Origin of the sequence: Xanthomarina sp., from assembly GCF_035306705.1 — a bacterium.
Lineage (GTDB): Bacteria > Bacteroidota > Bacteroidia > Flavobacteriales > Flavobacteriaceae > Xanthomarina.
Map to the genome: position 1 here is coordinate 1 of NZ_DATGNO010000139.1, position 21,950 is coordinate 21,950.

Here is a 21,950-nt window from a genome sequence, read left to right on the forward strand (position 1 = left end):
ATCCATTATCTTTATTGGGTTGGTAGTAGGGTTGTTTCTTACACCTCTATTTCAGGACGTGATTAAATCTGATGGTTTATTCGCAGCAATTTTCTCATATAGAACGGACAATACTTTAGAACTTTTCAATGAAATATCATCATATAATTACAGTTATTTAATTGGTGCAATTGAATTACAACAAGTGAGATTAGAGTTGCAAATTTTAGACATTATTTTATTTTTCGGAATCATTGGATTATTAGGATATTTAGTTTTTTTCTATTTATTAAGCAAGAAATTAGTGAAAAGCAATACTTCAAAAGCATTTTTTATAACCATACTATCACTATCCATATTGAGTGGGAATCTTTTATATATTCCATTATCAACCATACTCATGTTTTTAATATTATTTGCACTTCATAAGGACAAAGACATTACGTACCCTGCATTTTAGATTATTAAACTAGTCTTTTATTAAATTACTTCCTTATTTTTGTTTTTTAAAGCATTTTAAATGAATATACAAAACATCTGCTGCATAGGTGCCGGATACGTTGGCGGACCTACCATGGCAGTCATTGCGCTAAAATGTCCACATATAAGAATTACTGTAGTAGACATCAATGAAGCACGAATTAATGCATGGAATAATGACGATTTAAATAAATTACCGGTTTTTGAGCCAGGATTAGATAACATTGTAAAAGAAACCAGGGGTAGAAATCTCTTTTTTTCAACCGATGTCGATAAAGCTATAGATGAAGCTGAAATGGTCTTTATTTCTGTAAACACGCCAACCAAAACGTATGGTAAAGGTAAAGGTATGGCTGCCGATTTAAAATATATCGAATTATGTGCTCGTCAAATAGCAAGAGTTGCAAAACAGGACAAAATTATAGTTGAAAAATCGACGCTTCCAGTACGTACAGCTTCTGCAATAAAAAGTATATTAGACAATACAGGTAACAATGTGGCGTTTCAAATTTTATCAAATCCTGAGTTTTTAGCAGAAGGTACTGCTGTTAAAGATCTTTTAAACCCAGATAGAGTTCTTATCGGTGGCGATACAACTCCTGAAGGCGAAAAAGCCATTCAAGTATTGGTTGATATTTATGCCAATTGGGTTCCTAAAGAACGTATAATAACAACCAATGTGTGGTCGTCTGAGTTATCTAAACTTACAGCAAACGCATTTTTAGCCCAACGTGTATCTTCAATCAATGCCATGTCCGAACTTTGTGAAAAAACCGGAGCAGATGTTAATGAAGTATCCAAAGCTATAGGTATGGATAGTAGAATTGGTCCAAAATTCCTAAAGGCCTCTGTTGGTTTTGGAGGTTCTTGTTTTCAAAAAGACATTCTCAATCTTGTATATATTGCAAAAAGCTATGGCTTAAATGAAGTTGCAGATTATTGGGAACAAGTCATACTAATGAATGAACATCAAAAACAACGATTTTCAGATAATATTGTAAAAACACTCTACAATACAGTATCTGGTAAAAAGATTGCGTTTTTAGGTTGGGCCTTTAAAAAGGACACCAATGATACACGGGAATCTGCGGCAATTAGAGTGGCCGATAATTTATTAAATGAACAAGCTGAAATAGCAGTTTTTGATCCAAAGGTCGTTGAAGAACGAATTTATGCAGATTTAGAGTTTTTAGACACTAGATCTATCCAGGAAAATAGAAAACTTTTAAAAGTAAAAAAGGATCCTTATGAAGCTTGTGAGAACGCACATGCTATTGCTGTGTTAACGGAGTGGGACGAGTTTAAAACTTACGATTGGAATAAAATTTACAAGAGTATGCAAAAACCCGCTTTTATTTTTGACGGGAGAGGGATTCTAAACAAAACGGATTTAGAAAATATTGGGTTTGTATATTATAAAATAGGAACTGGTAATTAAATGACATATAAGGATGAAAAAAGTATTAATTACGGGTGCTGCTGGTTTTTTAGGCTCACATTTATGTGATAAATTTATTAATGAAGGATTCCAAGTTATTGGAATGGACAATTTTATTACAGGCGATAAAAAAAATATCAGTCATTTATTTAATCATCCTAATTTTCAATTTATTGAGCACGATGTTACCGAGTTTATTAAAATTGAAGATGATTTGGATTACATCCTTCATTTTGCTTCTCCTGCCAGTCCAATCGATTATTTGAAAATACCTATCCAAACCTTAAAAGTGGGGTCTTTAGGAACCCATAATTTATTAGGTCTTGCCAAAGCAAAGGAGGCCAGGATTTTAATAGCTTCTACGTCAGAGGTTTATGGCGACCCTTTAGTTCATCCACAAACCGAAGAGTATTATGGCAATGTCAACACCATTGGACCAAGAGGAGTTTATGATGAAGCTAAGCGCTTCCAAGAATCGATTACCATGGCATACCATAGATTTCATGGTTTAGAAACACGAATTGTTCGCATTTTTAATACCTATGGCCCGAGAATGAGACTTAATGATGGACGTGTTATCCCTGCTTTTATGGGGCAAGCTTTAAGAGGAGAAGATTTAACTGTTTTCGGTAATGGTTTACAAACTAGATCCTTTTGTTATGTTACGGATTTGGTTGAAGGAATTTATAAATTACTGTTTAGTAACTACTCTTATCCCGTAAACATTGGAAATCCTCACGAAATTACGATCAAGGATTTTGCCGAGGAAATTATTAAACTTACAGGTACCAATCAGAAAATTGTTTATAAGGAACTTCCTAAAGACGACCCTTTACAAAGACAGCCAGATATATCATTAGCAAATAAACTCCTAAATTGGGAACCTAAGGTAGGAAGGGAAGAGGGTATGCTTAAAACCTTTAATTATTTTAAAGGCTTAACTGAAGATGAGTTATACAAAAGCGAGCATAAAGATTTTTCTAAGCATATAAAGAAATAGTGACGACATTTAAACAAGGGAGATATTCGGGATATTTAAAGCACATTTCTTACTTAATAGATTTAAGTATAATTAATGGCTTGGCTTTGCTATATTTTTTTAAAGAAGTAAACTCATTAAAATTTGTTTTGTTAATTTCGACAGCATGGGTCGTATTATCTATATATTCTAAATTTTATGAAGTTTACAGGTATTCTAGAGAAATAAATATTGCCGCCTTACTCTTAAAACAATTTGCGTTATTTACTTTGTTAATGTTCGCATTCTCAGGCTTTAATCACGACCTGGATATACAACCCCTTACAGTTTTTAAATATACATTATTAACACTTTTTTTAATAGGTCTTTCTAAGTTTGCTTTGTACTATCTACTTCAAAAATATCGGACTGTTTTTGGAGGAAACTATAGAATAACGGTTATAATAGGTAAAAATAGACAAACAGCTGTACTAGAAAGTTTCTTTAACAACAATCCAGAATATGGATATATACATAAAAAGACTTTTAATGCTAAGGACAAGGAGAAATTCAGCCTGGAGGCTTGTTTTAATTTTATTGATAAAGAATCTATAGACGAAATATACTGTTCTATTTCCGAACTGTCCAACTCACAAATTCATAAAATAATAGATTTTGCAGATAACAATCTTAAAATCCTCAAATTTTTACCGGATAATAAAGACATTCATTCTAAAAAACTGAAGTATGAATACTACGACTATATTCCTATTTTATCTTTAAGAAACATTCCTTTAGAAGACTCTGTAAACCAGTTTGTAAAAAGATCTTTTGATATTTTATTTTCATCCTTGGTCATTATTTTTCTATTATCCTGGTTAACCCCAATAATTGCTATTTTAATAAAACTGGAGTCTAAAGGTCCTGTGTTTTTTAAACAATCGAGAAATGGATTTAATTACAAAGAATTCGATTGTTATAAGTTCCGCTCCATGATGCCCAATAAGGATGCGCATTTATATCAAGCAACTAAAGGAGATCAACGAGTTACTAAGGTCGGAAGATTTATTAGAAAAACTAGTATCGATGAGTTGCCACAGTTCTTTAATGTTCTTTTTGGAGACATGTCCGTAGTTGGTCCAAGACCGCACATGGTCAGCCATACTTATATGTATGCCAAAAGAATAGATAAGTTTATGGTAAGGCATTTTGTAAAACCTGGAATTACTGGACTAGCCCAAATTACAGGATATAGAGGGGAAGTAGAAACAGATAAAGATATTATTGGGCGAGTTAAATACGACATATTTTATATCGAAAACTGGTCGCTTTTATTAGATCTTAAAATAATTGTTAAAACCTTTTTTAATGCTGTTAAAGGCGAGGAAAAAGCTTATTAAATATAAAGCTTTAATTCTTTTAACTGTTTATTAAAATCGAACTGCTCCAAAGCTAGAGTTCTAATTCGTTGTTTGTTTTCAAAAGTTAAATATTGTTTGTCAATAGTAGCTATTAATTCATTTAAAGCCTGATAATTCCCTGCTGGAGCTGTCCAACCTAAATTATAGGTTTTGACCAAATCCTCGCCTTCACCACCTCCAAAATAGAGCATAGGAAGGCCTAATCTTGCATATTCAAATATTTTAGATGGTACAGAACCATAAATTCTGTTGAACAATGGAATAACAGTGATATCGTATTTTAATAATTCTTTGTGAAGTTCATCTCTGGTAACCTCGCCATGATAAGTTATTGGTAATTCCGGGTTTTTAACAATAAAATTTTCAATTTTGCTTTTCTCTGCTCCATTTCCATAAATATGAAATTCCAATCTTGAATAATCAAGCTGTTCACATAGTTTATAAATTCCTTGAGCCATGCCTAACAAACCGGCATAAACCAATGTTATTTTTCCTTCAGAAGGAAGTTTATCTATTATTTTAGGTGGCTCAAAATCTGGATAATTTCTATATAATTGAATAATAGTATCTGGATAAAGTGTCGATATATGTGTAATAATCTCTTCACTTTGACCTAAAACTACATCGGCATTTCTATAATTGAAACGCTCTATTTTTTCTAACATCCTATAACTTAAATTCTTTTTAAAAGCTCCAAGCTCTAAACCAGCCATGGGCCATAAATCGCTAACATTTAAAATGAGCTTTCTTTTTTTTGAACGCAAAAAAAACATGTTAGTAAAAGCAACTAATAAGGGTGGAGATTGTACAATAACCGTTTCGGGAATCTTGTTCCACATAAAAAACCAAATCAGACTAAAACTATAAGAAAACATGGCAAATAAACGCAGGAATTTATTTTTAGAATTGCTAGCATAAAACCATAGTCTATAAATAGTAATCTTGTTTTCAACACGTTTATACTTAAATTTCCCTTTGTACTCCTGAAAAATTTTTCCTGTGGGATAGTTGGGCATAGGCGTTATAACGGACACCTTATAATCTAAGGTTTGCAGCCCCTTAGCTAAGTGAAACATTCTGTTGGATGCCGCCCCAATTTCTGGTGGGAAATAACTGGTAATTATTAAAATGTCCTTCACTATAAACTATAAATTTCTAAAAGATGAGATTTCATATCTTTTGCAATCTTTACATTCCAATTCTGTGGAATCTGTTCTTTTCTTAGGTTGCTAGAGTTTGATGTTTTTTGTATAATCATCCCAATAGTGGGAGTAATTTCCATGGACTGTGGTCGTATGCCTGCAACTATTGTCATAATCATTCAGCTTCTTTTAATAGGGATGAAAACTGCTTCAATTTACCACTTTTGGAACGTTGTAACCTATTTTGTCTTTCAAAATGAATATAGAGCCCTTTTTCTAAATAACGCTCCATTTCATTGGAAATCAGCGATATTTTTTCAGGAGAAAGTGTTTCATTGCTAACATATTTTATAATAAACGTATCTTTTTTATGCTGTTCTATTATAAATTCCTTCACATTTCCATCGGCTTCAATAATACTTTTGGTAATATAGTAAAAGGTTAGACCTGAAGCTTTTTTTCCACTTGGTAAAATAGCCATATCGTTGGTTCTTCCAATGAGTTTTTCTAAAATGGGCTTTTTAACTGTGCTCTGTTTAGAAAGTATCCCAATATCTCCAATATCATATCTAATAAACGGGTGTGCCTTGTTGTAAAAAGAGGTGATAACTATGCGACCTTCTTCACCATTTTGTAAAACCTGATTATTTTCGTCTAAAATTTCCACGAAGAGGGTTTCACTAGTAACTTGCCATTCATTTTCGGGATTTTGAAAGGCTATAATATCTAGTTCTGAAGCACCATATTCATTAATCACAGGAATACCAAACTGCGATTCCATAAGTTTTTTATCGTCATCGAAGAGCATTTCAGAAGTGACCACACAAGCCTTTAAACTAGAGCAAACCTTATTTAATTGTATGTTTTCTTTCTGAAGATACTTGGCAAATTGTACAATAGAACTCGTGTATCCATTGATGTAATCGAATTTAACCGATTTAAATTTCTCTAAACAAACACCAAGAGCTTCATCGCTTAAATCGAATACCGAAAATCGATAACGTTTGCTTAAGGCATCTTTAAAACGCTCTTTATAATAGCCTTTTTTGTCTAAGGGAATGCCATAGAATCGTGCTTGTTTGGAATTGTTAAAATCTAAACCATACCAACCAAACCTATCTTTAATAAGGGCCCATGTTAAGGCATGACAAAACTTGTCTTTGGCAAAAATAAATGGATTCCCAGACGAGCCAGAGGTTTTATTGATATACACATTTTTAGGAGAAAAGTTTGTGGATAATCTGTTGTTTAAAGGTTGTTGTAAATCACTTTTGGTCATAATTGGAATGGAATTCCAATCCATAGGATCTGCCTTATTTGCTAAGTTTTTATAAAAAGGAGTCTGTTTTAGATGATGTTTAACAATAGCTTGTTTCTTCTCCTCGATATAAGCTTCAAAATCTGTTTCAGTTTTATTCTGGATATCCCGAAGAACGAGTTCAGCCTTCTTAATAGGAAAGCCACTTAGTTTTAAAGAGAGATCAAATAAATTCAAAATAGATAAACATATTTTATGTAAAGTAAACAAAAATAATTCGTGTATTCGAAGCATTAGTTTTATTTTTGCGCCAAACAACTCATAACATGAACATTTTAATTCTTGGCTCTGGTGGTAGAGAGCATACATTTGCTTGGAAAATGGCTCAAAGCCCTTTGTGTAATTCACTTTATGTAGCTCCTGGAAATTCTGGAACAGCTGAAATTGCAACAAATTTAGAAATTAAGGTAACAGATTTTCAAGCCATTAAAAAGGCTGTTCTGGAGCATGACATAAGTATGGTTGTTGTTGGACCAGAAGATCCATTGGTATTAGGAGTCCATGATTTCTTTTTAAACGATGATGAAATTAAACATGTATCGGTTATTGGACCTCAAAAGGCAGCTGCCGAATTAGAAGGAAGTAAAGAGTTTGCTAAAGAATTTTTAGTACGTCATAATATTCCAACAGCCGCTTATAAAAGTTTTAATGCATCAAATGTTGAAGAAGGTTATGCGTTTTTAGAAACTTTAAATCCGCCATACGTACTAAAAGCAGATGGTTTGGCCGCCGGAAAAGGAGTGTTGATTTTAAACGATTTAAACGAAGCTAAAACCGAACTAAAAAGCATGTTGGTAGATGCTAAATTTGGTGAAGCCAGCAACAAAGTGGTTATTGAAGAGTTTTTAAATGGTATTGAATTAAGTTGTTTTGTATTATCAGATGGGAAAAATTATAAAATATTGCCTACTGCAAAAGACTACAAAAGAATTGGCGACGGTGATACAGGTTTAAATACGGGAGGTATGGGAGCTGTTTCTCCAGTACCTTTTGCTACTGACACTTTTTTAAATAAAATTGAAGAGCGCATAGTAAAACCAACCATTGAAGGTTTAAAAAAGGATAAGCTTCCTTATAAAGGTTTTGTATTTATTGGACTTATTAAAGTAGGAGAAGACCCAAAAGTGATTGAGTATAATGTAAGAATGGGAGATCCTGAAACGGAAGTGGTTTTGCCTAGATTAAAAAATGATTTAGTTGAAATCTTTCAAGCCATAGCTAATCAAACTTTAGATAAAATAGAAATTGAGATAGACCCTCGTGCGGCAACAACTGTAATGTTGGTATCAGGTGGTTATCCAGAAGCCTATGAAAAAGGCATGGAAATTACAGGTTTAAATCTGGTTACAGATTCTATTGCGTTTCATGCAGGAGCCATCAATAAAGATGGAAAGATTGTAACCTCTGGTGGACGTGTTATGGCCATAACTTCTTTTGGAGACACTTATCAAGAGGCCATAAAAAAATCTTATCAAAACATAGAAAAACTACATTTTGATAAGATGAATTATCGAAAAGATATTGGATTTGATTTATAGGTATGAATGCGATGTAATGCTTTTATCATCATCATTAATATCGTTATAGCCCTTTAATTGTTTCATCCAGTATAAAAATGCTACAAATCCAATAAGGATAAGTAACCATGAAACGATATTTGCGGCAAACCAACTATCAAGCTCTAAAGCTCTTAAGGCATCAAATGGAGTTAATAATACATTAGTAAATAAATCTCCAATGGCGTAAAAAAAGTCTTTCATTTTATATAAATTTTATACTCGTTAAGAGTGTATGAGGTATTATCAATATATTTACCTTACAAAATTACATATTTTTTCAATTTAAAGCGGAATAAATAGAAAAGAAAGTTAGTAATTTACTTTTAAATATGAATTTCAGAAGGAATGTTTAAACAAATCAATATATGATTTCTAGTTTTTTTAGTAAGGCAAAACCCATACATTTTGTAGTTGTTACGTTGTTATTATTTATTGCTTTTACTTTAACTAAAGTTTATAATATAAAGGAAACCGTTGATTTCTTTCTCATTGTCAAGCAAATTCTGCTTTTTGGAGTTTGTTTTTTTTCAATTTTCGTTTTCGATTTCCTATCCGGAAAAAACGATCTTACCAAAAGCAATAGCTACAAAATATTGTTTTTTAGTTTGTTTATGGTATTGATGCCACAAACGTTTATGGACTCGAAGTTATTAATAGCCAATTTATTTATTCTTTTTGCTTTAAGACGTATAATTAGTATCCGATCTAAAATATTTATCAATAAAAAAGTGTTTGATGCGGCCTTCTGGATAGGCATGGCCTCCCTGCTTTGTTTTTGGGCCTCTCTCTATTTTATTTTACTTTTTGCCGCACTTTTATTGTATGCTGTTGCAGATGTTAAAAACTGGATTATTCCGTTTGTAGGCGCCTTAACCGTAGTGGTCTTGACTGTTAGTTTTTTATTGCTTACAAACACAGATATTGAAACCTACCTTTCTAATATCAATACAGATATTAGTTTCGATTTTAGTCCCTTAAACGCCAATCAGATTATTGTCTCATCAACGGTTATTTTATCGTATTTTGTGTGGGCCGTCTTTTTTTATATTATCCGAATAAAATCTAAAACAAAAAGCTATAAACCTTCATATTTATTAGTGCTTTTGGCGGCATTAATAGCGATTGCCATTGTTGTTATTTCTCCACAAAAAACAGGGGCGGAATTTATATTTTTATTTGCTCCTATGTCAATTATTATGGCAAATTATTTAGAGATTATTTCTGAAAAATGGTTTAAGGAAATTTTAATTTGGTTACTTATTCTTGTACCGGTTATTAACTTAGTTCTGTAGTTTTTCGCCAAAGGCCAAATCTCCTGCATCACCTAAACCAGGGATGATATATCCTTTTTCGTTAAGTTTTTCATCTACAGTTGCAACCCATAAATGAGTGTCTTTTTCAAAGTGTTTTTTAACAAAATCGATTCCTTGTTGAGCAGCAATTACACTAACTAAATGGATGTTTTTAGGGGTTCCAAAAGGTTTTAACGCTTCAAAAGTAGCAACCATGGATTGTCCTGTTGCCAACATAGGATCTGCTAAAATTAAAGTCTTGTTTTCTAAATTTGGGCACGCTAAATATTCGACTATTATCTCAAAATTCTCGGGTTTTTCTTTATGATGTCTGTAGGCCGAAATAAAGGCGTTTTCAGCTTTATCAAAATAATTCAATAAACCATCGTGCAACGGGACTCCAGCTCTTAAAATAGAACAAAGTACAATATCATTATCTATTTTTTCAATCTCGCAAACTCCCAAAGGAGTTTTAATTGTTGTTGGTTTGTAATTCAATGTCTTGCTCAATTCGTAACCTAGAATTTCACCTATACGCTCTATGTTTCTTCGAAAGCGCATACTGTCCTTTTGAATGTTAACATCTCGCATTTCAGCGATGAAGGTATTTAAGATAGTTCGTTGATTGGAAAAGTTATGAATGTGCATAATGGACTTTATTGTTGAGGTGGTAAAGTTAATTAATTAGACTTATATTTACGTTTGTAATTTTATTTTAATAATAATGCAAATGTGAATCTACATTCCTTAGGCATTAAAACATATTTTGCTAAAAAATATGTAGGTTTGTGTTTTAAAAATAAATATCATGTTTACAGACAAAGCCAATAAAATCTTCCAAGATGTTATCGAAAAATATCATGTTATAAATACGGTCGATCAATCTTTTGATAATCCATATAACAAAGAGAAGAATTTACTAGAACATTTACTCTATAGAAAAAGTTGGATTGATACGGTTCAGTGGCATTACGAAGATATTATTCGTGATCCACAAATAGATCCTGTAGCTGCTTTAAAATTGAAACGTCAGATCGATGCTTCCAATCAGGATAGAACGGATATGGTTGAATATATTGATAGTTACTTTCTTGAGAAATATAAAAACATAACTCCAAAAGCGGATGCAACCATCAATACGGAAAGTCCTGCTTGGGGAATTGATAGATTGTCTATTTTAGCATTAAAAGTCTATCATATGAACGAAGAAGCAACACGCACAGACGCATCTGAGGCTCATTTGGTAGCTTGTAAAAAGAAATTAGATGTACTGTTAGAACAACGTGTGGACTTATCGACTGCGATTGATACTTTGTTAAGCGATATTGAAAAAGGCGAGAAGTACATGAAAGTCTACAAACAAATGAAAATGTACAACGACGACGAGTTGAATCCAGTACTTCGTTCGCAAAAATAATTTCTGCGTAGGCAGGAATCTCATCTTAGTTAAGGTGCCACAACCAAAACACATCCTAGTAATCCGTCTCTCAGCCATGGGAGACGTTGCTATGATGGTTCCCGTTTTAAAGGCATTTACCATGCAGCATCCCGAGGTGAAGCTAACCGTTTTAACTAGAGAGTTTTTTACACCATTTTTTAGAGATTTAAACAATGTAAGCGTTTTTCCGGCCGATTTAAAGGGAAGGCACAAAGGAGTTATAGGACTTTATAAACTCTCTAAAGAATTAAAGGAACTTCATATTGATGCCGTTTTAGATTTGCATAATGTGTTAAGAACGCGTATTTTAAAAATGTTCTTCAAAGAAAAACCCTTTTTCCAAATAGATAAAGGTAGAGCAGAAAAGAAAGCCTTGATTACAGGGAAATCTTTCCAACAACTTAAAACAACTCACGAACGCTATGCCGATGTTTTTAGAAAACTAGGTTTCCCTTTAGATGTATCAAATCCCTGTTTTCCAAAACGAGTTGAGTTAAACTCTAAAACTATTTCATATCTACAAACGGATTCAAAAAAGTGGATTGGAATTGCTCCTTTTGCAGCTCACGAGAGTAAAATGTATCCCTTGGATTTAATGGAGAAAGTGATAGAAATTCTTTCTAAAACCTATAAAATATTATTGTTTGGTGGAGGAGAGCATGAGATTGAAATCCTTGATAGAATTCAAAATAAATATAAAAACGTCGCCAATCTTGCTGGGAAATTAACTTTAACTGAAGAATTAGATGTTATTTCTAATTTGGACATCATGCTTTCCATGGATTCTGGAAATGCGCATATGGCAGCCATGTTGGGTGTTAAAGTACTTACTATTTGGGGAGTTACGCATCCGTTTGCTGGCTTTGCACCTTTTAACCAACCAGAGGATTTTGCTATTCTATCAAATCGAACCAAATTTCCATTAATTCCTACTTCCATTTATGGAAATAAATTCCCTAATGGCTACCAAGACGTATCAAGAAGTATAGATCCAAATCTGATTGTAGCAAAAATAGATTCCGTTTTAAACAGTTAATTAAAGTAGTAATTCACGTTAAACTTTCAATGAAAAATGCTTTCAACATTCGTTTTACTATTAAGAATTTAATAAAAAAATAAAATCTAAGATTTTGGGAACTAAAGAAAATTATTTACTTAAAATAAATATTAAATAGCTTTAGGTTGTAATTACACAAATTTCTATTATATTTAAATCCAGCTTTGGAATTTAAATTCCTAAGCTACCTAATAAAAATTGTTGAACTTACTATAAAAAAAACGGCATTTGCTAAAATAAAAAACAGATTAAATCTCATGTATCTCGCAATTTATCGATATTTATTGCGTTTTATAAGGGCCTTTGTCTTTTTTATTTTGACGCGTCACTTTTTTTTATACATTTACAAACTAATGAAGATACAAAACAAAAAAATGTTTGCCTCAATCTTATTTGTATTAATAAGTTTTGTTTGTGTTGCTCAAAGTGGAATGCCACCACCACCTGCGCCACCACCACCACCGGGGCTTCCTATTGATGGAGGAATCCTTGCAGGATTGTTTATCGGTATAGTTATAGGTGTAAAAAAATTATTGAAGCGTTAATTTAGGCTCATCAGTCTACTTACGTATTTTCCAATCACGTCAAATTCTAAATTTACTATAGTTCCCTGTTTAAAGTGTTTAAAGTTTGTGTGTTCATAAGTGTATGGAATAATCGCCACGCTAAAGCTGTCTTTTTTAGAATCTACCACAGTTAAACTTACGCCATTAACAGTTATTGAGCCTTTTTCAATAGTTATGTTGTTCCATTCGGAATCGTATTGAAAGGTGAATTTCCAACTCCCTTCTTCATTTTCAATATGGGTACAAATAGCGGTTTGATCCACATGTCCTTGAACTATATGTCCATCAAGTCGGTCTCCAAGTTTCATGCCTCGTTCCAAATTTACAGGATCGTTAATTTTGAGTTGGCTTAAATTTGTTTTCTTTAATGTTTCCTCAATGGCGGTTACAGTATATTCATTTCCTGTAATATCTACTACCGTTAAACAAACGCCGTTATGAGCCACACTTTGGTCTATTTTTAGCTCGTTCGTGAAATCGCAAGCCACAGTAATATGAAGGTTATTCAATTCTTTTTTTAAATCTTTAATTATTCCTTCACTTTCAATGATCCCGGTAAACATATTTGTCGAATATTTAGTTAAATTTGCAAGTGTAAAATTACGAACAAAAGTTATCTTATTTAATGAAGAACGAAGAAAATATAATTGTAGGGATATCTATAGGAGACTTAAATGGCATTGGTGGTGAAATAGTTTTGAAAACACTTGAAGACCCGAGAATGCTGGAGTTTTTTACACCTGTAATTTTTGCGTCGGTTAAAACCATTAGTTTTTTTAACAAGCATTTTGATCTTAAACTGAATTTTAATGGCATTAATAGTTTCAATCAAGTTATTCCAGGTAAATTAAATGTTTATAATGTTTGGAACGACAGATGTAATATTGAATTTGGCAAAGAAGACCCTGAAATCGGTCAATATGCCATAAAATCCTTACAAGCAGCTACGGCAGCTTTAAAAGATGGTTCTATAGATGTATTGGTAACGGCTCCAATAAACAAACATAACATCCAATCTGAAGAGTTTAATTTCCCGGGCCATACAGATTACTTGGCCAAAGAACTGGAAGGCACGAGTTTAATGTTTATGGTTTCTGATGATTTAAGGGTAGGATTGCTTACAGATCATGTGCCGGTAAAAGATGTTTCAGAACACATTACCAAAAAGTTAATTAAAGACAAACTGGAGATAATTTATACCTCTCTTGAAAAGGACTTTAAAATAAGAAAGCCTAAAGTAGCCGTTTTAGGAATCAATCCACATTCTGGTGACAATGGTGTTATTGGAAAAGAAGATGATGAAATTCTTAGACCAACGTTAGATGAAATCAGGAAAAAAGGAAAATTAGTTTATGGACCATATGCTGCAGATAGCTTTTTTGGATCTAAGAACTATAAAAACTTCGACGCTATCGTTGCTGCCTATCACGACCAAGGATTAATACCTTTTAAAACGCTTGCCTTTGGTAAAGGTGTAAATTTTACTGCTGGATTAAGTAAAATTAGAACCTCACCAGATCATGGCACAGCCTATGAAATTGCTGGAAAAGGTGAGGCTGATGAGAGCTCATTTAAAGAAGCTGTTTTTACAGCCATTCAAATCTATAAAAATAGAAAGGAATTTGAAGAACTAACCGAAAACATGCTAAAAACCAGGCAAAAAAAGATATAAACAAAAAAATGTTTATAAGTTGCTGTGTGTAAATAAATATTTGTTATATTTGCAGGCTTAAATTAAATGCGAAAATGAAGCAATTAAAAGAGTTTACAATTCCATTTGTAGGATTAAAACTAGGAAAGCATCATTTTGAGTATCAAATTAATAAAGCGTTCTTTGAACATTTTGAGTACGAGGAGTTTAATAATTCTTCGGTAAATGTTGAAGTTATTCTGGACAAAAAATCAACCTTGTTAGAATTGGATTTCAATATTTCAGGATCGGTAAATATTAATTGTGATTTAACAAATGAAGCGTTCGATCAAGAAATTACAAACCACTTTAACCTGGTAGTAAATTTTGGAGACGAATATAATGATGAAGAGATTGATATATTAATTTTGCCTCATGGCGATTATGAAATTAATATTCAACAATATATTTATGAGCTTATCGTACTTTCTGTACCAACCAAAAGAGTGCATCCAGGTGTTGAAGACGGAACATTAAACTCAGAAATACTCAAAAAACTAGAAGAATTAAGCCCAAAGCTTAAAGAAAATAAAGAAACTGAAGAGGACATTGATCCTCGTTGGAATACATTAAAGAAACTATTAACGGATAAATAAAATATAAAAAATGGCACATCCTAAAAGAAAAATCTCAAAAACAAGAAGAGATAAAAGAAGAACACATTATAAAGCAACAGCACCTCAAATTGCTACGTGTCCTACAACAGGAGAAGCACACTTGTACCATAGAGCTCATTGGCATGAAGGTAAGTTATATTATAGAGGACAAGTTCTTATAGATAACTCAGAAGTGGAAGAAAATTTAGCATAAATACTATGCACGCATACAATAAAACGCTCACTTGTGAGCGTTTTTTTTGTTTTAAATTTTTATAGAAGTCAAAAACGACTTAATTTGCATTAAATTAATCCATAATGAATAGTTTTTATACTTTTTTAGAAAATTTGATTCATTTTGTAATAATTTTGGAATCAAATAACTTTATAAACTATGAGTAAAATCTCAGCTGCAATTACAGCTGTCGGTGGGTATGTTCCAGATTACGTGTTAACCAATAAAATGTTAGAAGACATGGTTGAGACTAATGATGAATGGATTACCACGAGAACAGGGATAAGCGAACGAAGAATTCTTAAGGAAGATGGGAAAGGCACTTCTTATTTAGCAATAAAGGCGGCCCAGAATCTTATTGACAAAAGTGGTGTTAACCCTAAGGATATAGAGTTGGTTATTGTTGCTACGGCAACACCAGATATGAAAGCCGCTTCAACTTCGGCTTATACTGCTACTCAAATAGGTGCAGTAAATGCATTTTCTTTCGACTTGGAGGCTGCATGTTCAAGTTTTCTTTACGGCATGTCTGTAGCTGCTAGGTATATTGAGTCTGGAAAATATAAAAAGGTACTTTTAATAGGAGCGGATAAAAACTCTTCTATGATTAATTATGCGGACAGAGCAACTTGCATTATTTTTGGTGATGGTGGCGGTGCTGTACTTTTTGAACCTAACGAAGAAAGCTTAGGCTTACAGGACGAATTTTTAAGAAGTGACGGTTCGGGAAGAGAGTTTTTACAAGCAACTTATGGTGGCTCGTCTTACCCTTCCACTCCAGAAGCTATTAAAGATAACAAACATCAGATTTTTCAAGATGGGAAAACTGTTTTTAAAAATGCAGTATTTAATATGGCCGACGTAGCTGTAAAAATATTGGATAGGAATAACTTAACAGTGAAAGATATTTCTTGGTTAGTTGCACATCAAGCAAATAAGCGTATTATTGATGCAACGGCTAATAGAATAGAATTAGAGGAAGAAAAAGTGATGATGAATATTCATAAATATGGAAACACGACATCCGCAACGATTCCTTTATTATTAAATGATTACGAATCTCAACTGAAAAAAGGCGATAAATTAATTTTCGCTGCTTTTGGAGGAGGATTCACTTGGGGCTCTATTTATTTAAAATGGGCTTATAACTCCTAACTAACTACTAATAAATTTTAATATCTAAAATTATGGATTTAAAGGACATTCAAAACTTAATTAAATTTGTTGCCAAATCAGGAGCAAGTGAAGTTAAATTGGAAACAGAAGACGTGAAAATCACTATCAAAACAGGAAGTGATGATAGACATGAAACTACAACTTATGTACAGCAAATACCTGTTGGTACAGCACCAGTTGCACAACAAGCACCAGTTGCCCAAGCGGGAGCTGCAGAAGCAGCTGCGGCTGAGGTGGCTGCTGAAGATTCAAAATATATAACAATAAAATCTCCTATAATAGGAACTTTATATCGTAAACCTTCTCCAGACAAACCAGTTTTTGTTGAAGTTGGCCAAATGATTAAAGAAGGAGATGTTCTATGTATTATTGAAGCCATGAAACTTTTTAATGAAATAGAATCTGAAATTTCAGGAAAAGTAGTAAAAGTGCTTGTGGACGATTCATCACCTGTAGAATTCGATCAGCCATTATTTTTAGTTGATCCATCATAACAATTTAATCCCAAATATTTCAGAAGCCAATGGCAGCCTGAAAATAGGAGGAATTAAATTCCATTATATGGATTTTAAACTCCGTCCTTATATATCGGGGTGAAATTTTAAAACCAAAAATGATGTTTAAAAAAATACTAATTGCCAATAGAGGGGAAATAGCCTTACGTGTTATTAGAACCTGTAAAGAAATGGGTATAAAAACAGTAGCTGTATATTCTACTGCCGATGCCGAAAGCTTACATGTTAAATTCGCGGACGAAGCTGTTTGTATTGGACCTCCACCAAGTAATTTATCTTATTTAAAAATGTCCAATATTATTGCAGCTGCAGAAATTACCAATGCAGATGCGATACATCCAGGATATGGTTTCTTGTCGGAAAACGCTAAGTTTTCTAAAATTTGCGAAGAACATAAAATTAAATTCATTGGCGCTTCAGCAGAAATGATCAATAAAATGGGGGACAAAGCTTCGGCTAAAGCTACCATGAAAGAGGCAGGAGTGCCTTGCGTTCCCGGAAGCGATGGAATTATTGAAAACTTCGAAGAATGCGTGAAAATAGCTAATGAAACCGGCTATCCTGTTATGCTTAAAGCTACTGCTGGAGGTGGTGGAAAGGGGATGAGAGCCATTTGGAAACCAGAAAAACTAAAAGAAGCTTGGGAATCTGCCAGACAAGAAGCTAAAGCGGCCTTTGGAAATGACGACATGTACATTGAAAAGCTTATTGAAGAACCAAGACATATTGAAATCCAAATTGTAGGAGATTCTAATGGAAAAGCATGTCATCTTTCAGAAAGAGATTGCTCCATTCAAAGAAGACACCAAAAACTTACAGAAGAAGTACCTTCCCCATTTATGACAACTGCTTTGCGTAAAAAAATGGGTGATGCTGCAGTTAAAGCTGCTGAATATATTAAGTACGAAGGGGCTGGAACCATTGAGTTTCTTGTTGATAAGCATAGAAACTTCTACTTCATGGAAATGAATACACGTATTCAAGTAGAACATCCAATTACAGAACAAGTAATCGATTTTGATTTAATTCGAGAGCAAATTCTTGTTGCGGCTGGCGTGCCAATTTCAGGTAAAAATTATACACCTAATTTACACTCTATAGAATGTCGAATTAATGCGGAAGACCCATATAACGATTTCCGTCCATCGCCAGGAAGGATAACAACCCTGCATGCTCCAGGTGGACATGGCGTGCGTTTAGACACACATGTGTACGCTGGATATGTTATTCCTCCATATTACGATTCAATGATCGCTAAGCTTATTACCACAGCTCAAACCCGTGGAGAAGCTATTAATAAAATGAAACGTGCTTTAGAAGAATTCGTGATTGAAGGTATTAAAACAACCATACCTTTCCATAGACAATTAATGGATCATCCAGATTATTTAGCTGGAAATTATACCACGAAGTTTATGGAAGATTTTGTAATGGAAAAACCGAAAGAAGATTAAAAATATTAAAAGCTCCTGCATAAGGAGCTTTTTTTATGACCTTTCCTTAATGGACGTGAGTACCTGTGGTACTTCATAAACTTTAAAGTCCAACTTATAGGTTTTCGAACCATCTGTATGAGATGAGATGTTAAGCACGCCTTCGTTTACATAAAAATAACCCGTTTCACCTCGACAAAAACAAAGCCTGCCATATAACACCTTTGCTTGTATAAGAGTTTCATTTTCTAAACTAAGTTCTTTTATGTTTGGATCAATTTCAGCATAAATAATTTCTGAATAGCCACCATCGACTGTATTAGGTATCTCATGTCGTTTGTATTCAAACTTAATAACAGTTTTTTTACCATCTAATAATTCAGGATACAGAGCACCAATTCCATCCGTCTTAATGTTTAAGGTTTTATTTGTAAATACTTCAAACGTACAAACGCCATCTTCCGGACAAAGAGTCGAATTTAATGAATTGTGTTTAGGTTGATTCACAGTAGTTTTGTTTGAGTGACATCCTAGAAAAAGGATTAAAATACTAAGTAAAGAGATATGTTTCATGGAGAATGTCTTGTAAACAAATATATTATAATTTAAAATCAATTAATAAAATGTTGTAAAGTTTAAAAATATCTAGGTAGATTTATGACCATAAATTTTTTAATAAGCAACTATGAAAAATAATTACTTAAAAAGTCCATTTCTTTTAATAACCATTGTGTTGTTTTCTATCATGGGTTTTTCGCAAAACAAATCTTCTTTTTGGAGTGAGGCCAATTCGAATAAGATTGACAAACAGGAAATTGTATTTCCAAAGACTTTACCAAAAATAGCAACTATTTTAACTTTAGATTTTGAAGGATTAAGTGCTGCTTTAACAGATGTTCCAAAAAGAGAAGATATCCATAGAGCTTCTAATCTTATTATAAACTTTCCAAATGCCGAAGGAGTTTTAGAAGCTTTTAGAATTAAGGAAGCTTCAGTAATGACACCAGAACTACAGGCACAATTTCCAAACATTAGATCTTTTGTTGGACAAGGAATAGATAATCCTAGAGCCATTGTTAGATTTAGTTTCTCGCCTGAAAAGGGTTTGAGCAGTATGATTTTATCTGATAAAAAAACGGTTTTTATTGAACCATATTCATCAGATTTAAGAACTTATATTTCTTTTATAAATTCAGAAATGGATGCGCGTAGCGAAGATTTTGTGTGTGAAACCGAATATGTAGAACAGGTATATAATATTTCAGACGAAGAATTTGAAGCCTTAAGAAACGCCAACGACGGACAACTAAGAACTTACAGATTGGCTTTAGCATGTACAGTAGAATACTCCTTGTTCCATGGAGGAACTTTAAATGGCGTTATGGCTGCCATGAATACCACCATGACACGTGTTAATGGTGTGTACGAAAGAGATATGTCTCTTACCATGGTTATGGTGCCAAATCAGACTATTATTTTCTTAGGTCCAAATGTGAATTCAGATCCTTATACCAATGCTAATGGTGGGGCTATGCTAGCTCAAAATCAAACAACTTGCGATACGAATATTGGAGTGGCTAATTACGATATTGGACATGTATTTAGTACAGGTGGAGGCGGAGTAGCCTATTTAAACTCGCCTTGTACAGGTATTAAAGCTGGAGGTGTTACAGGTAGAGGTGCACCAGTTGGAGATGCGTTTGATATAGATTATGTAGCGCATGAAATGGGTCATCAATATGGTGGAAACCATACTCAAAATAATAATTGCAATCGATCGAGTAAATCTGTTGAGCCAGGAAGTGCATCTACTATTATGGGATATGCAGGTATTTGTGCTCCAAACGTTCAAAATAATAGCGACGCTTATTTTAATGGCGATAACTTAAAAGAAATGTGGTTAAATATCTCGGTAGGAAATAGTACTTGTAGCGAGAATACATCAACAGGGAATATAGCACCTACGGCAAATGCTGGAGCAGATGTTTTTATTCCAAAATCTACTGCTTTTGTTTTAAGAGGAAGTTCCACAGATAGTAATTCAGACGCTTTAACGTATTGTTGGGAACAAAGTAATCCAAATCCAGCGCAAATGCCACCAGTCCCTACATCTACTGTAGGACCAGCATTTAGATCGCTTACTCCATCTGCTTCCCCAGATAGATATATGCCCGCTTTTAATACGGTACTTTCAGGTTCATTAGCTTCTACTTGGGAAGTAGTTCCTTCTGTTGCAAGAACTATGAATTTTTTACTTACAGTTAGAGATAATGCGGCTGTAGGTGGAAATACGGCGTCAGACAACGTTATTGTTACGGTTGTAGATGCTACTCCGTTTACGGTTTCTACCCCTCCAAGTTGGGCACAAAATAGTACACAAACAGTAAACTGGGCTGTAGGGCAATCCAATGTAGCACCAATTAACTCTCAAATAGTAAATATTTTATTTGCTGCTAACGGAATTGATTTCGATACGACTTTAGCATCTGGAGTTCCAAATACTGGTACTGCAAGTATTACGGTTCCAAATATTTCAAATTCAAATACAGCTAAAATCTTAGTGGAAGCAGCAGATAATATTTTTTATGCGGTTTCTAACGCGTTTTCAATTAATGGAAATTCAGATTTCAGTATTAGTAATGCATCAGGGAGTCAAACTATATGTAATGCCAATGAACTAAGTTACGACTTTACGTATGCTATTTCTAATGGATTTTCTGAAACAACTACTTTTTCAGCAGCGATATCACCGGCAATAACTGGAGTTAACTTTGCTTTTACACCTACTACATTAAATGCTGATGGTACTTTTACATTGAATGTTACTGGTCTTGCGGGTGCAAGCGCAGGAAATTACAACATAACTGTTACTGGAACATCGCCATCTATTGTTAGAACAGTTACAGCGGGTCTTACAGTATCTAATGGTCATTGTACATCTGCGGCAGAACCTACAGATCCAGACAGAATTACAGGAGTTATTTTTAATACCATAAATAACCTAAATCCAGCTGCAACTAATGCACCATACGAAGACTTCACATCTATTTCTACAGATGTGGAAAGAGGTTCTAGTCATGCTATTACAGTAAATGTAAATACAAATGGTAATTACCCGTATTTTATAAAAGTTTGGATTGATTGGAATCAGAATTGCACTTTCGACACAAATGAAGCCTATAGTTTAGGAACGGCAATAAATGTAGTTAATCAGGCAACAACGGGTTCTCCATTAACCATAACGGTACCTTCTGATGCTGTATTGGGAATGACTACCATGAGGGTGGTTATGAAAAACGAGAACACCGATAATTTGTTGCCTTGCGAAAATGGTTTCTATGGTCAAGTTGAAGATTATTCTGTAAATATTATAGCACCTTTAAGTGTTGATGAATTTGATGCTAATACCTTCAGCGTATATCCAAATCCAACACATGGAGAACTTTATATTAAATTAAATAATACGGATGATATTAATATCTCTATAATTGATATTAGAGGACGACGTGTTTATAACGAGTTTAATAACAACAAAACCTTAGTAAGAACATTGGATGTTAGCTCTTTAGCTTCAGGAATGTACTTGTTGAATATTGAAAGAAACGGAAGTAAAGCGACTAAGAAAATAATAATAGAATAGGTCCTTTTTAAACTTTT

At 33.4% G+C, this 21,950-nt stretch carries 23 protein-coding genes; 16 read left to right on the forward strand and 7 right to left on the reverse strand.

The genetic code is table 11. The annotated features are described in order from the left end of the window. From VKY47_RS11220 to VKY47_RS11235, 4 genes are all read left to right on the forward strand, one after another. On the forward strand, positions 1-439 hold a 439-nt coding region (locus VKY47_RS11220; RefSeq protein ID WP_324312868.1), incomplete at its 5' end, for a hypothetical protein. A gap of 60 nt (positions 440-499) precedes the next feature. After that, positions 500-1,897 (forward strand): UDP-glucose 6-dehydrogenase, encoded by a 1,398-nt coding sequence (locus VKY47_RS11225; RefSeq protein WP_324312869.1) that lies wholly within the window; start codon positions 500-502, stop codon positions 1,895-1,897. Between the two features lie 13 nt (positions 1,898-1,910). Further along, the gene (locus tag VKY47_RS11230) at positions 1,911-2,897 is read left to right on the forward strand and encodes a UDP-glucuronic acid decarboxylase family protein (RefSeq protein ID WP_324312871.1); all 987 of its coding nucleotides are present in this window, start codon (positions 1,911-1,913) and stop codon (positions 2,895-2,897) included. Further along, complete coding sequence (locus VKY47_RS11235; protein WP_324312873.1) at positions 2,897-4,255, forward strand: undecaprenyl-phosphate glucose phosphotransferase; 1,359 nt, start codon at positions 2,897-2,899, stop codon at positions 4,253-4,255. Before VKY47_RS11230 ends, VKY47_RS11235 begins: the two co-directional genes overlap by 1 nt. Here the strand turns inward: VKY47_RS11235 and VKY47_RS11240 are convergent. Genes VKY47_RS11240 through VKY47_RS11250 form a run of 3 tightly spaced genes read right to left on the reverse strand, consistent with a single transcriptional unit; the run spans position 4,252 to position 6,913 of the window. Then, positions 4,252-5,415, reverse strand: a complete 1,164-nt coding sequence (locus VKY47_RS11240; protein ID WP_324312875.1) for a glycosyltransferase family 4 protein — start codon at positions 5,413-5,415, stop codon at positions 4,252-4,254. The genes VKY47_RS11235 and VKY47_RS11240 overlap by 4 nt on opposite strands. Further along, the gene (locus VKY47_RS11245; RefSeq protein WP_324312877.1) at positions 5,415-5,591 is read right to left on the reverse strand and encodes a hypothetical protein; all 177 of its coding nucleotides are present in this window, start codon (positions 5,589-5,591) and stop codon (positions 5,415-5,417) included. Before VKY47_RS11245 ends, VKY47_RS11240 begins: the two co-directional genes overlap by 1 nt. 2 nt (positions 5,592-5,593) lie before the next feature. Continuing rightward, a complete protein-coding gene (locus VKY47_RS11250; protein WP_324312879.1) occupies positions 5,594-6,913 on the reverse strand; it encodes a phenylacetate--CoA ligase family protein in 1,320 nt (439 codons plus the stop codon). Between the two features lie 89 nt (positions 6,914-7,002). Between VKY47_RS11250 and purD the strand changes: the two genes are divergently transcribed. Next, complete coding sequence (gene purD / locus VKY47_RS11255) at positions 7,003-8,274, forward strand: phosphoribosylamine--glycine ligase (RefSeq protein ID WP_324312881.1); 1,272 nt, start codon at positions 7,003-7,005, stop codon at positions 8,272-8,274. Here purD and VKY47_RS11260 read toward each other — a convergent pair. Next, positions 8,269-8,496 (reverse strand): DUF6341 family protein, encoded by a 228-nt coding sequence (locus VKY47_RS11260; protein ID WP_324312882.1) that lies wholly within the window; start codon positions 8,494-8,496, stop codon positions 8,269-8,271. The two genes, purD and VKY47_RS11260, sit on opposite strands and share 6 nt — an antisense overlap. Before the next feature lie 164 nt (positions 8,497-8,660). Between VKY47_RS11260 and VKY47_RS11265 the strand changes: the two genes are divergently transcribed. Beyond that, positions 8,661-9,587 (forward strand): DUF6427 family protein, encoded by a 927-nt coding sequence (locus tag VKY47_RS11265; RefSeq protein ID WP_324312883.1) that lies wholly within the window; start codon positions 8,661-8,663, stop codon positions 9,585-9,587. Here VKY47_RS11265 and upp read toward each other — a convergent pair. Then, the gene (gene upp / locus VKY47_RS11270) at positions 9,576-10,235 is read right to left on the reverse strand and encodes a uracil phosphoribosyltransferase (protein WP_324312885.1); all 660 of its coding nucleotides are present in this window, start codon (positions 10,233-10,235) and stop codon (positions 9,576-9,578) included. The genes VKY47_RS11265 and upp overlap by 12 nt on opposite strands. Before the next feature lie 160 nt (positions 10,236-10,395). Here upp and VKY47_RS11275 point away from each other — a divergent pair, with 160 nt between their 5' ends. The 3 genes from VKY47_RS11275 (at position 10,396) to VKY47_RS11285 (ending at position 12,627) form a co-directional block, all read left to right on the forward strand. Further along, entirely contained in the window at positions 10,396-11,004 is a 609-nt protein-coding gene (locus tag VKY47_RS11275) for a DUF4254 domain-containing protein (RefSeq protein ID WP_324312887.1), read from the forward strand. A gap of 76 nt (positions 11,005-11,080) precedes the next feature. After that, entirely contained in the window at positions 11,081-12,061 is a 981-nt protein-coding gene (locus VKY47_RS11280) for a glycosyltransferase family 9 protein (RefSeq protein ID WP_324312916.1), read from the forward strand. Between the two features lie 185 nt (positions 12,062-12,246). Further along, positions 12,247-12,627 (forward strand): hypothetical protein, encoded by a 381-nt coding sequence (locus VKY47_RS11285; RefSeq protein WP_324312888.1) that lies wholly within the window; start codon positions 12,247-12,249, stop codon positions 12,625-12,627. Here VKY47_RS11285 and VKY47_RS11290 read toward each other — a convergent pair. Beyond that, positions 12,624-13,211: a riboflavin synthase gene (locus VKY47_RS11290; RefSeq protein ID WP_324312889.1), complete on the reverse strand. Its 588-nt coding sequence runs from the start codon at positions 13,209-13,211 to the stop codon at positions 12,624-12,626. The genes VKY47_RS11285 and VKY47_RS11290 overlap by 4 nt on opposite strands. Before the next feature lie 62 nt (positions 13,212-13,273). On the opposite strand from VKY47_RS11290, the gene pdxA reads away from it, so the two are divergent. The 6 genes from pdxA (at position 13,274) to accC (ending at position 18,314) form a co-directional block, all read left to right on the forward strand. Next, positions 13,274-14,320: a 4-hydroxythreonine-4-phosphate dehydrogenase PdxA gene (gene pdxA / locus VKY47_RS11295; protein ID WP_324312891.1), complete on the forward strand. Its 1,047-nt coding sequence runs from the start codon at positions 13,274-13,276 to the stop codon at positions 14,318-14,320. Positions 14,321-14,394: 74 nt separating this feature from the next. Further along, positions 14,395-14,934, forward strand: a complete 540-nt coding sequence (locus VKY47_RS11300; RefSeq protein WP_324312893.1) for a YceD family protein — start codon at positions 14,395-14,397, stop codon at positions 14,932-14,934. Positions 14,935-14,944: 10 nt separating this feature from the next. Then, on the forward strand, positions 14,945-15,148 hold the full coding sequence (gene rpmF, locus VKY47_RS11305; protein ID WP_007647175.1) for a 50S ribosomal protein L32: 204 nt from the start codon (positions 14,945-14,947) through the stop codon (positions 15,146-15,148). A 180-nt stretch (positions 15,149-15,328) separates the two neighbouring features. Beyond that, positions 15,329-16,324: a beta-ketoacyl-ACP synthase III gene (locus VKY47_RS11310; protein ID WP_324312899.1), complete on the forward strand. Its 996-nt coding sequence runs from the start codon at positions 15,329-15,331 to the stop codon at positions 16,322-16,324. Positions 16,325-16,356: 32 nt separating this feature from the next. Then, positions 16,357-16,839 (forward strand): acetyl-CoA carboxylase biotin carboxyl carrier protein, encoded by a 483-nt coding sequence (gene accB, locus VKY47_RS11315; RefSeq protein ID WP_324312900.1) that lies wholly within the window; start codon positions 16,357-16,359, stop codon positions 16,837-16,839. A 122-nt stretch (positions 16,840-16,961) separates the two neighbouring features. Further along, entirely contained in the window at positions 16,962-18,314 is a 1,353-nt protein-coding gene (gene accC / locus VKY47_RS11320) for an acetyl-CoA carboxylase biotin carboxylase subunit (protein WP_324312918.1), read from the forward strand. A 33-nt stretch (positions 18,315-18,347) separates the two neighbouring features. Here accC and VKY47_RS11325 read toward each other — a convergent pair whose 3' ends face one another. After that, positions 18,348-18,800 carry a hypothetical protein gene (locus tag VKY47_RS11325; protein WP_324312901.1) on the reverse strand — a complete coding sequence of 151 codons (453 nt, stop codon included), beginning with the start codon at positions 18,798-18,800 and terminating at the stop codon, positions 18,348-18,350. 178 nt (positions 18,801-18,978) lie between these two features. Between VKY47_RS11325 and VKY47_RS11330 the strand changes: the two genes are divergently transcribed. After that, on the forward strand, positions 18,979-21,933 hold the full coding sequence (locus VKY47_RS11330; RefSeq protein WP_324312902.1) for a zinc-dependent metalloprotease: 2,955 nt from the start codon (positions 18,979-18,981) through the stop codon (positions 21,931-21,933). The last annotated feature ends 17 nt before the right edge of the window (positions 21,934-21,950 follow it).

Excerpts from the sequence above, each read along its gene's own strand:
- VKY47_RS11225 (WP_324312869.1), top strand. The coding sequence starts at position 500 with ATGAATATACAAAACATCTGCTGCATAGGTGCCGGATACGTTGGCGGA.
- VKY47_RS11230 (WP_324312871.1), top strand. The coding sequence starts at position 1,911 with ATGAAAAAAGTATTAATTACGGGTGCTGCTGGTTTTTTAGGCTCACAT.
- VKY47_RS11245 (WP_324312877.1), bottom strand. The coding sequence starts at position 5,591 with ATGACAATAGTTGCAGGCATACGACCACAGTCCATGGAAATTACTCCC.
- purD (WP_324312881.1), top strand. The coding sequence starts at position 7,003 with ATGAACATTTTAATTCTTGGCTCTGGTGGTAGAGAGCATACATTTGCT.
- VKY47_RS11260 (WP_324312882.1), bottom strand. The coding sequence starts at position 8,496 with ATGAAAGACTTTTTTTACGCCATTGGAGATTTATTTACTAATGTATTA.
- VKY47_RS11265 (WP_324312883.1), top strand. The coding sequence starts at position 8,661 with ATGATTTCTAGTTTTTTTAGTAAGGCAAAACCCATACATTTTGTAGTT.
- upp (WP_324312885.1), bottom strand. The coding sequence starts at position 10,235 with ATGCACATTCATAACTTTTCCAATCAACGAACTATCTTAAATACCTTC.
- VKY47_RS11275 (WP_324312887.1), top strand. The coding sequence starts at position 10,396 with ATGTTTACAGACAAAGCCAATAAAATCTTCCAAGATGTTATCGAAAAA.
- VKY47_RS11280 (WP_324312916.1), top strand. The coding sequence starts at position 11,081 with ATGGGAGACGTTGCTATGATGGTTCCCGTTTTAAAGGCATTTACCATG.
- VKY47_RS11290 (WP_324312889.1), bottom strand. The coding sequence starts at position 13,211 with ATGTTTACCGGGATCATTGAAAGTGAAGGAATAATTAAAGATTTAAAA.
- pdxA (WP_324312891.1), top strand. The coding sequence starts at position 13,274 with ATGAAGAACGAAGAAAATATAATTGTAGGGATATCTATAGGAGACTTA.
- VKY47_RS11300 (WP_324312893.1), top strand. The coding sequence starts at position 14,395 with ATGAAGCAATTAAAAGAGTTTACAATTCCATTTGTAGGATTAAAACTA.
- rpmF (WP_007647175.1), top strand. The coding sequence starts at position 14,945 with ATGGCACATCCTAAAAGAAAAATCTCAAAAACAAGAAGAGATAAAAGA.
- VKY47_RS11310 (WP_324312899.1), top strand. The coding sequence starts at position 15,329 with ATGAGTAAAATCTCAGCTGCAATTACAGCTGTCGGTGGGTATGTTCCA.
- accB (WP_324312900.1), top strand. The coding sequence starts at position 16,357 with ATGGATTTAAAGGACATTCAAAACTTAATTAAATTTGTTGCCAAATCA.
- accC (WP_324312918.1), top strand. The coding sequence starts at position 16,962 with ATGTTTAAAAAAATACTAATTGCCAATAGAGGGGAAATAGCCTTACGT.
- VKY47_RS11330 (WP_324312902.1), top strand. The coding sequence starts at position 18,979 with ATGAAAAATAATTACTTAAAAAGTCCATTTCTTTTAATAACCATTGTG.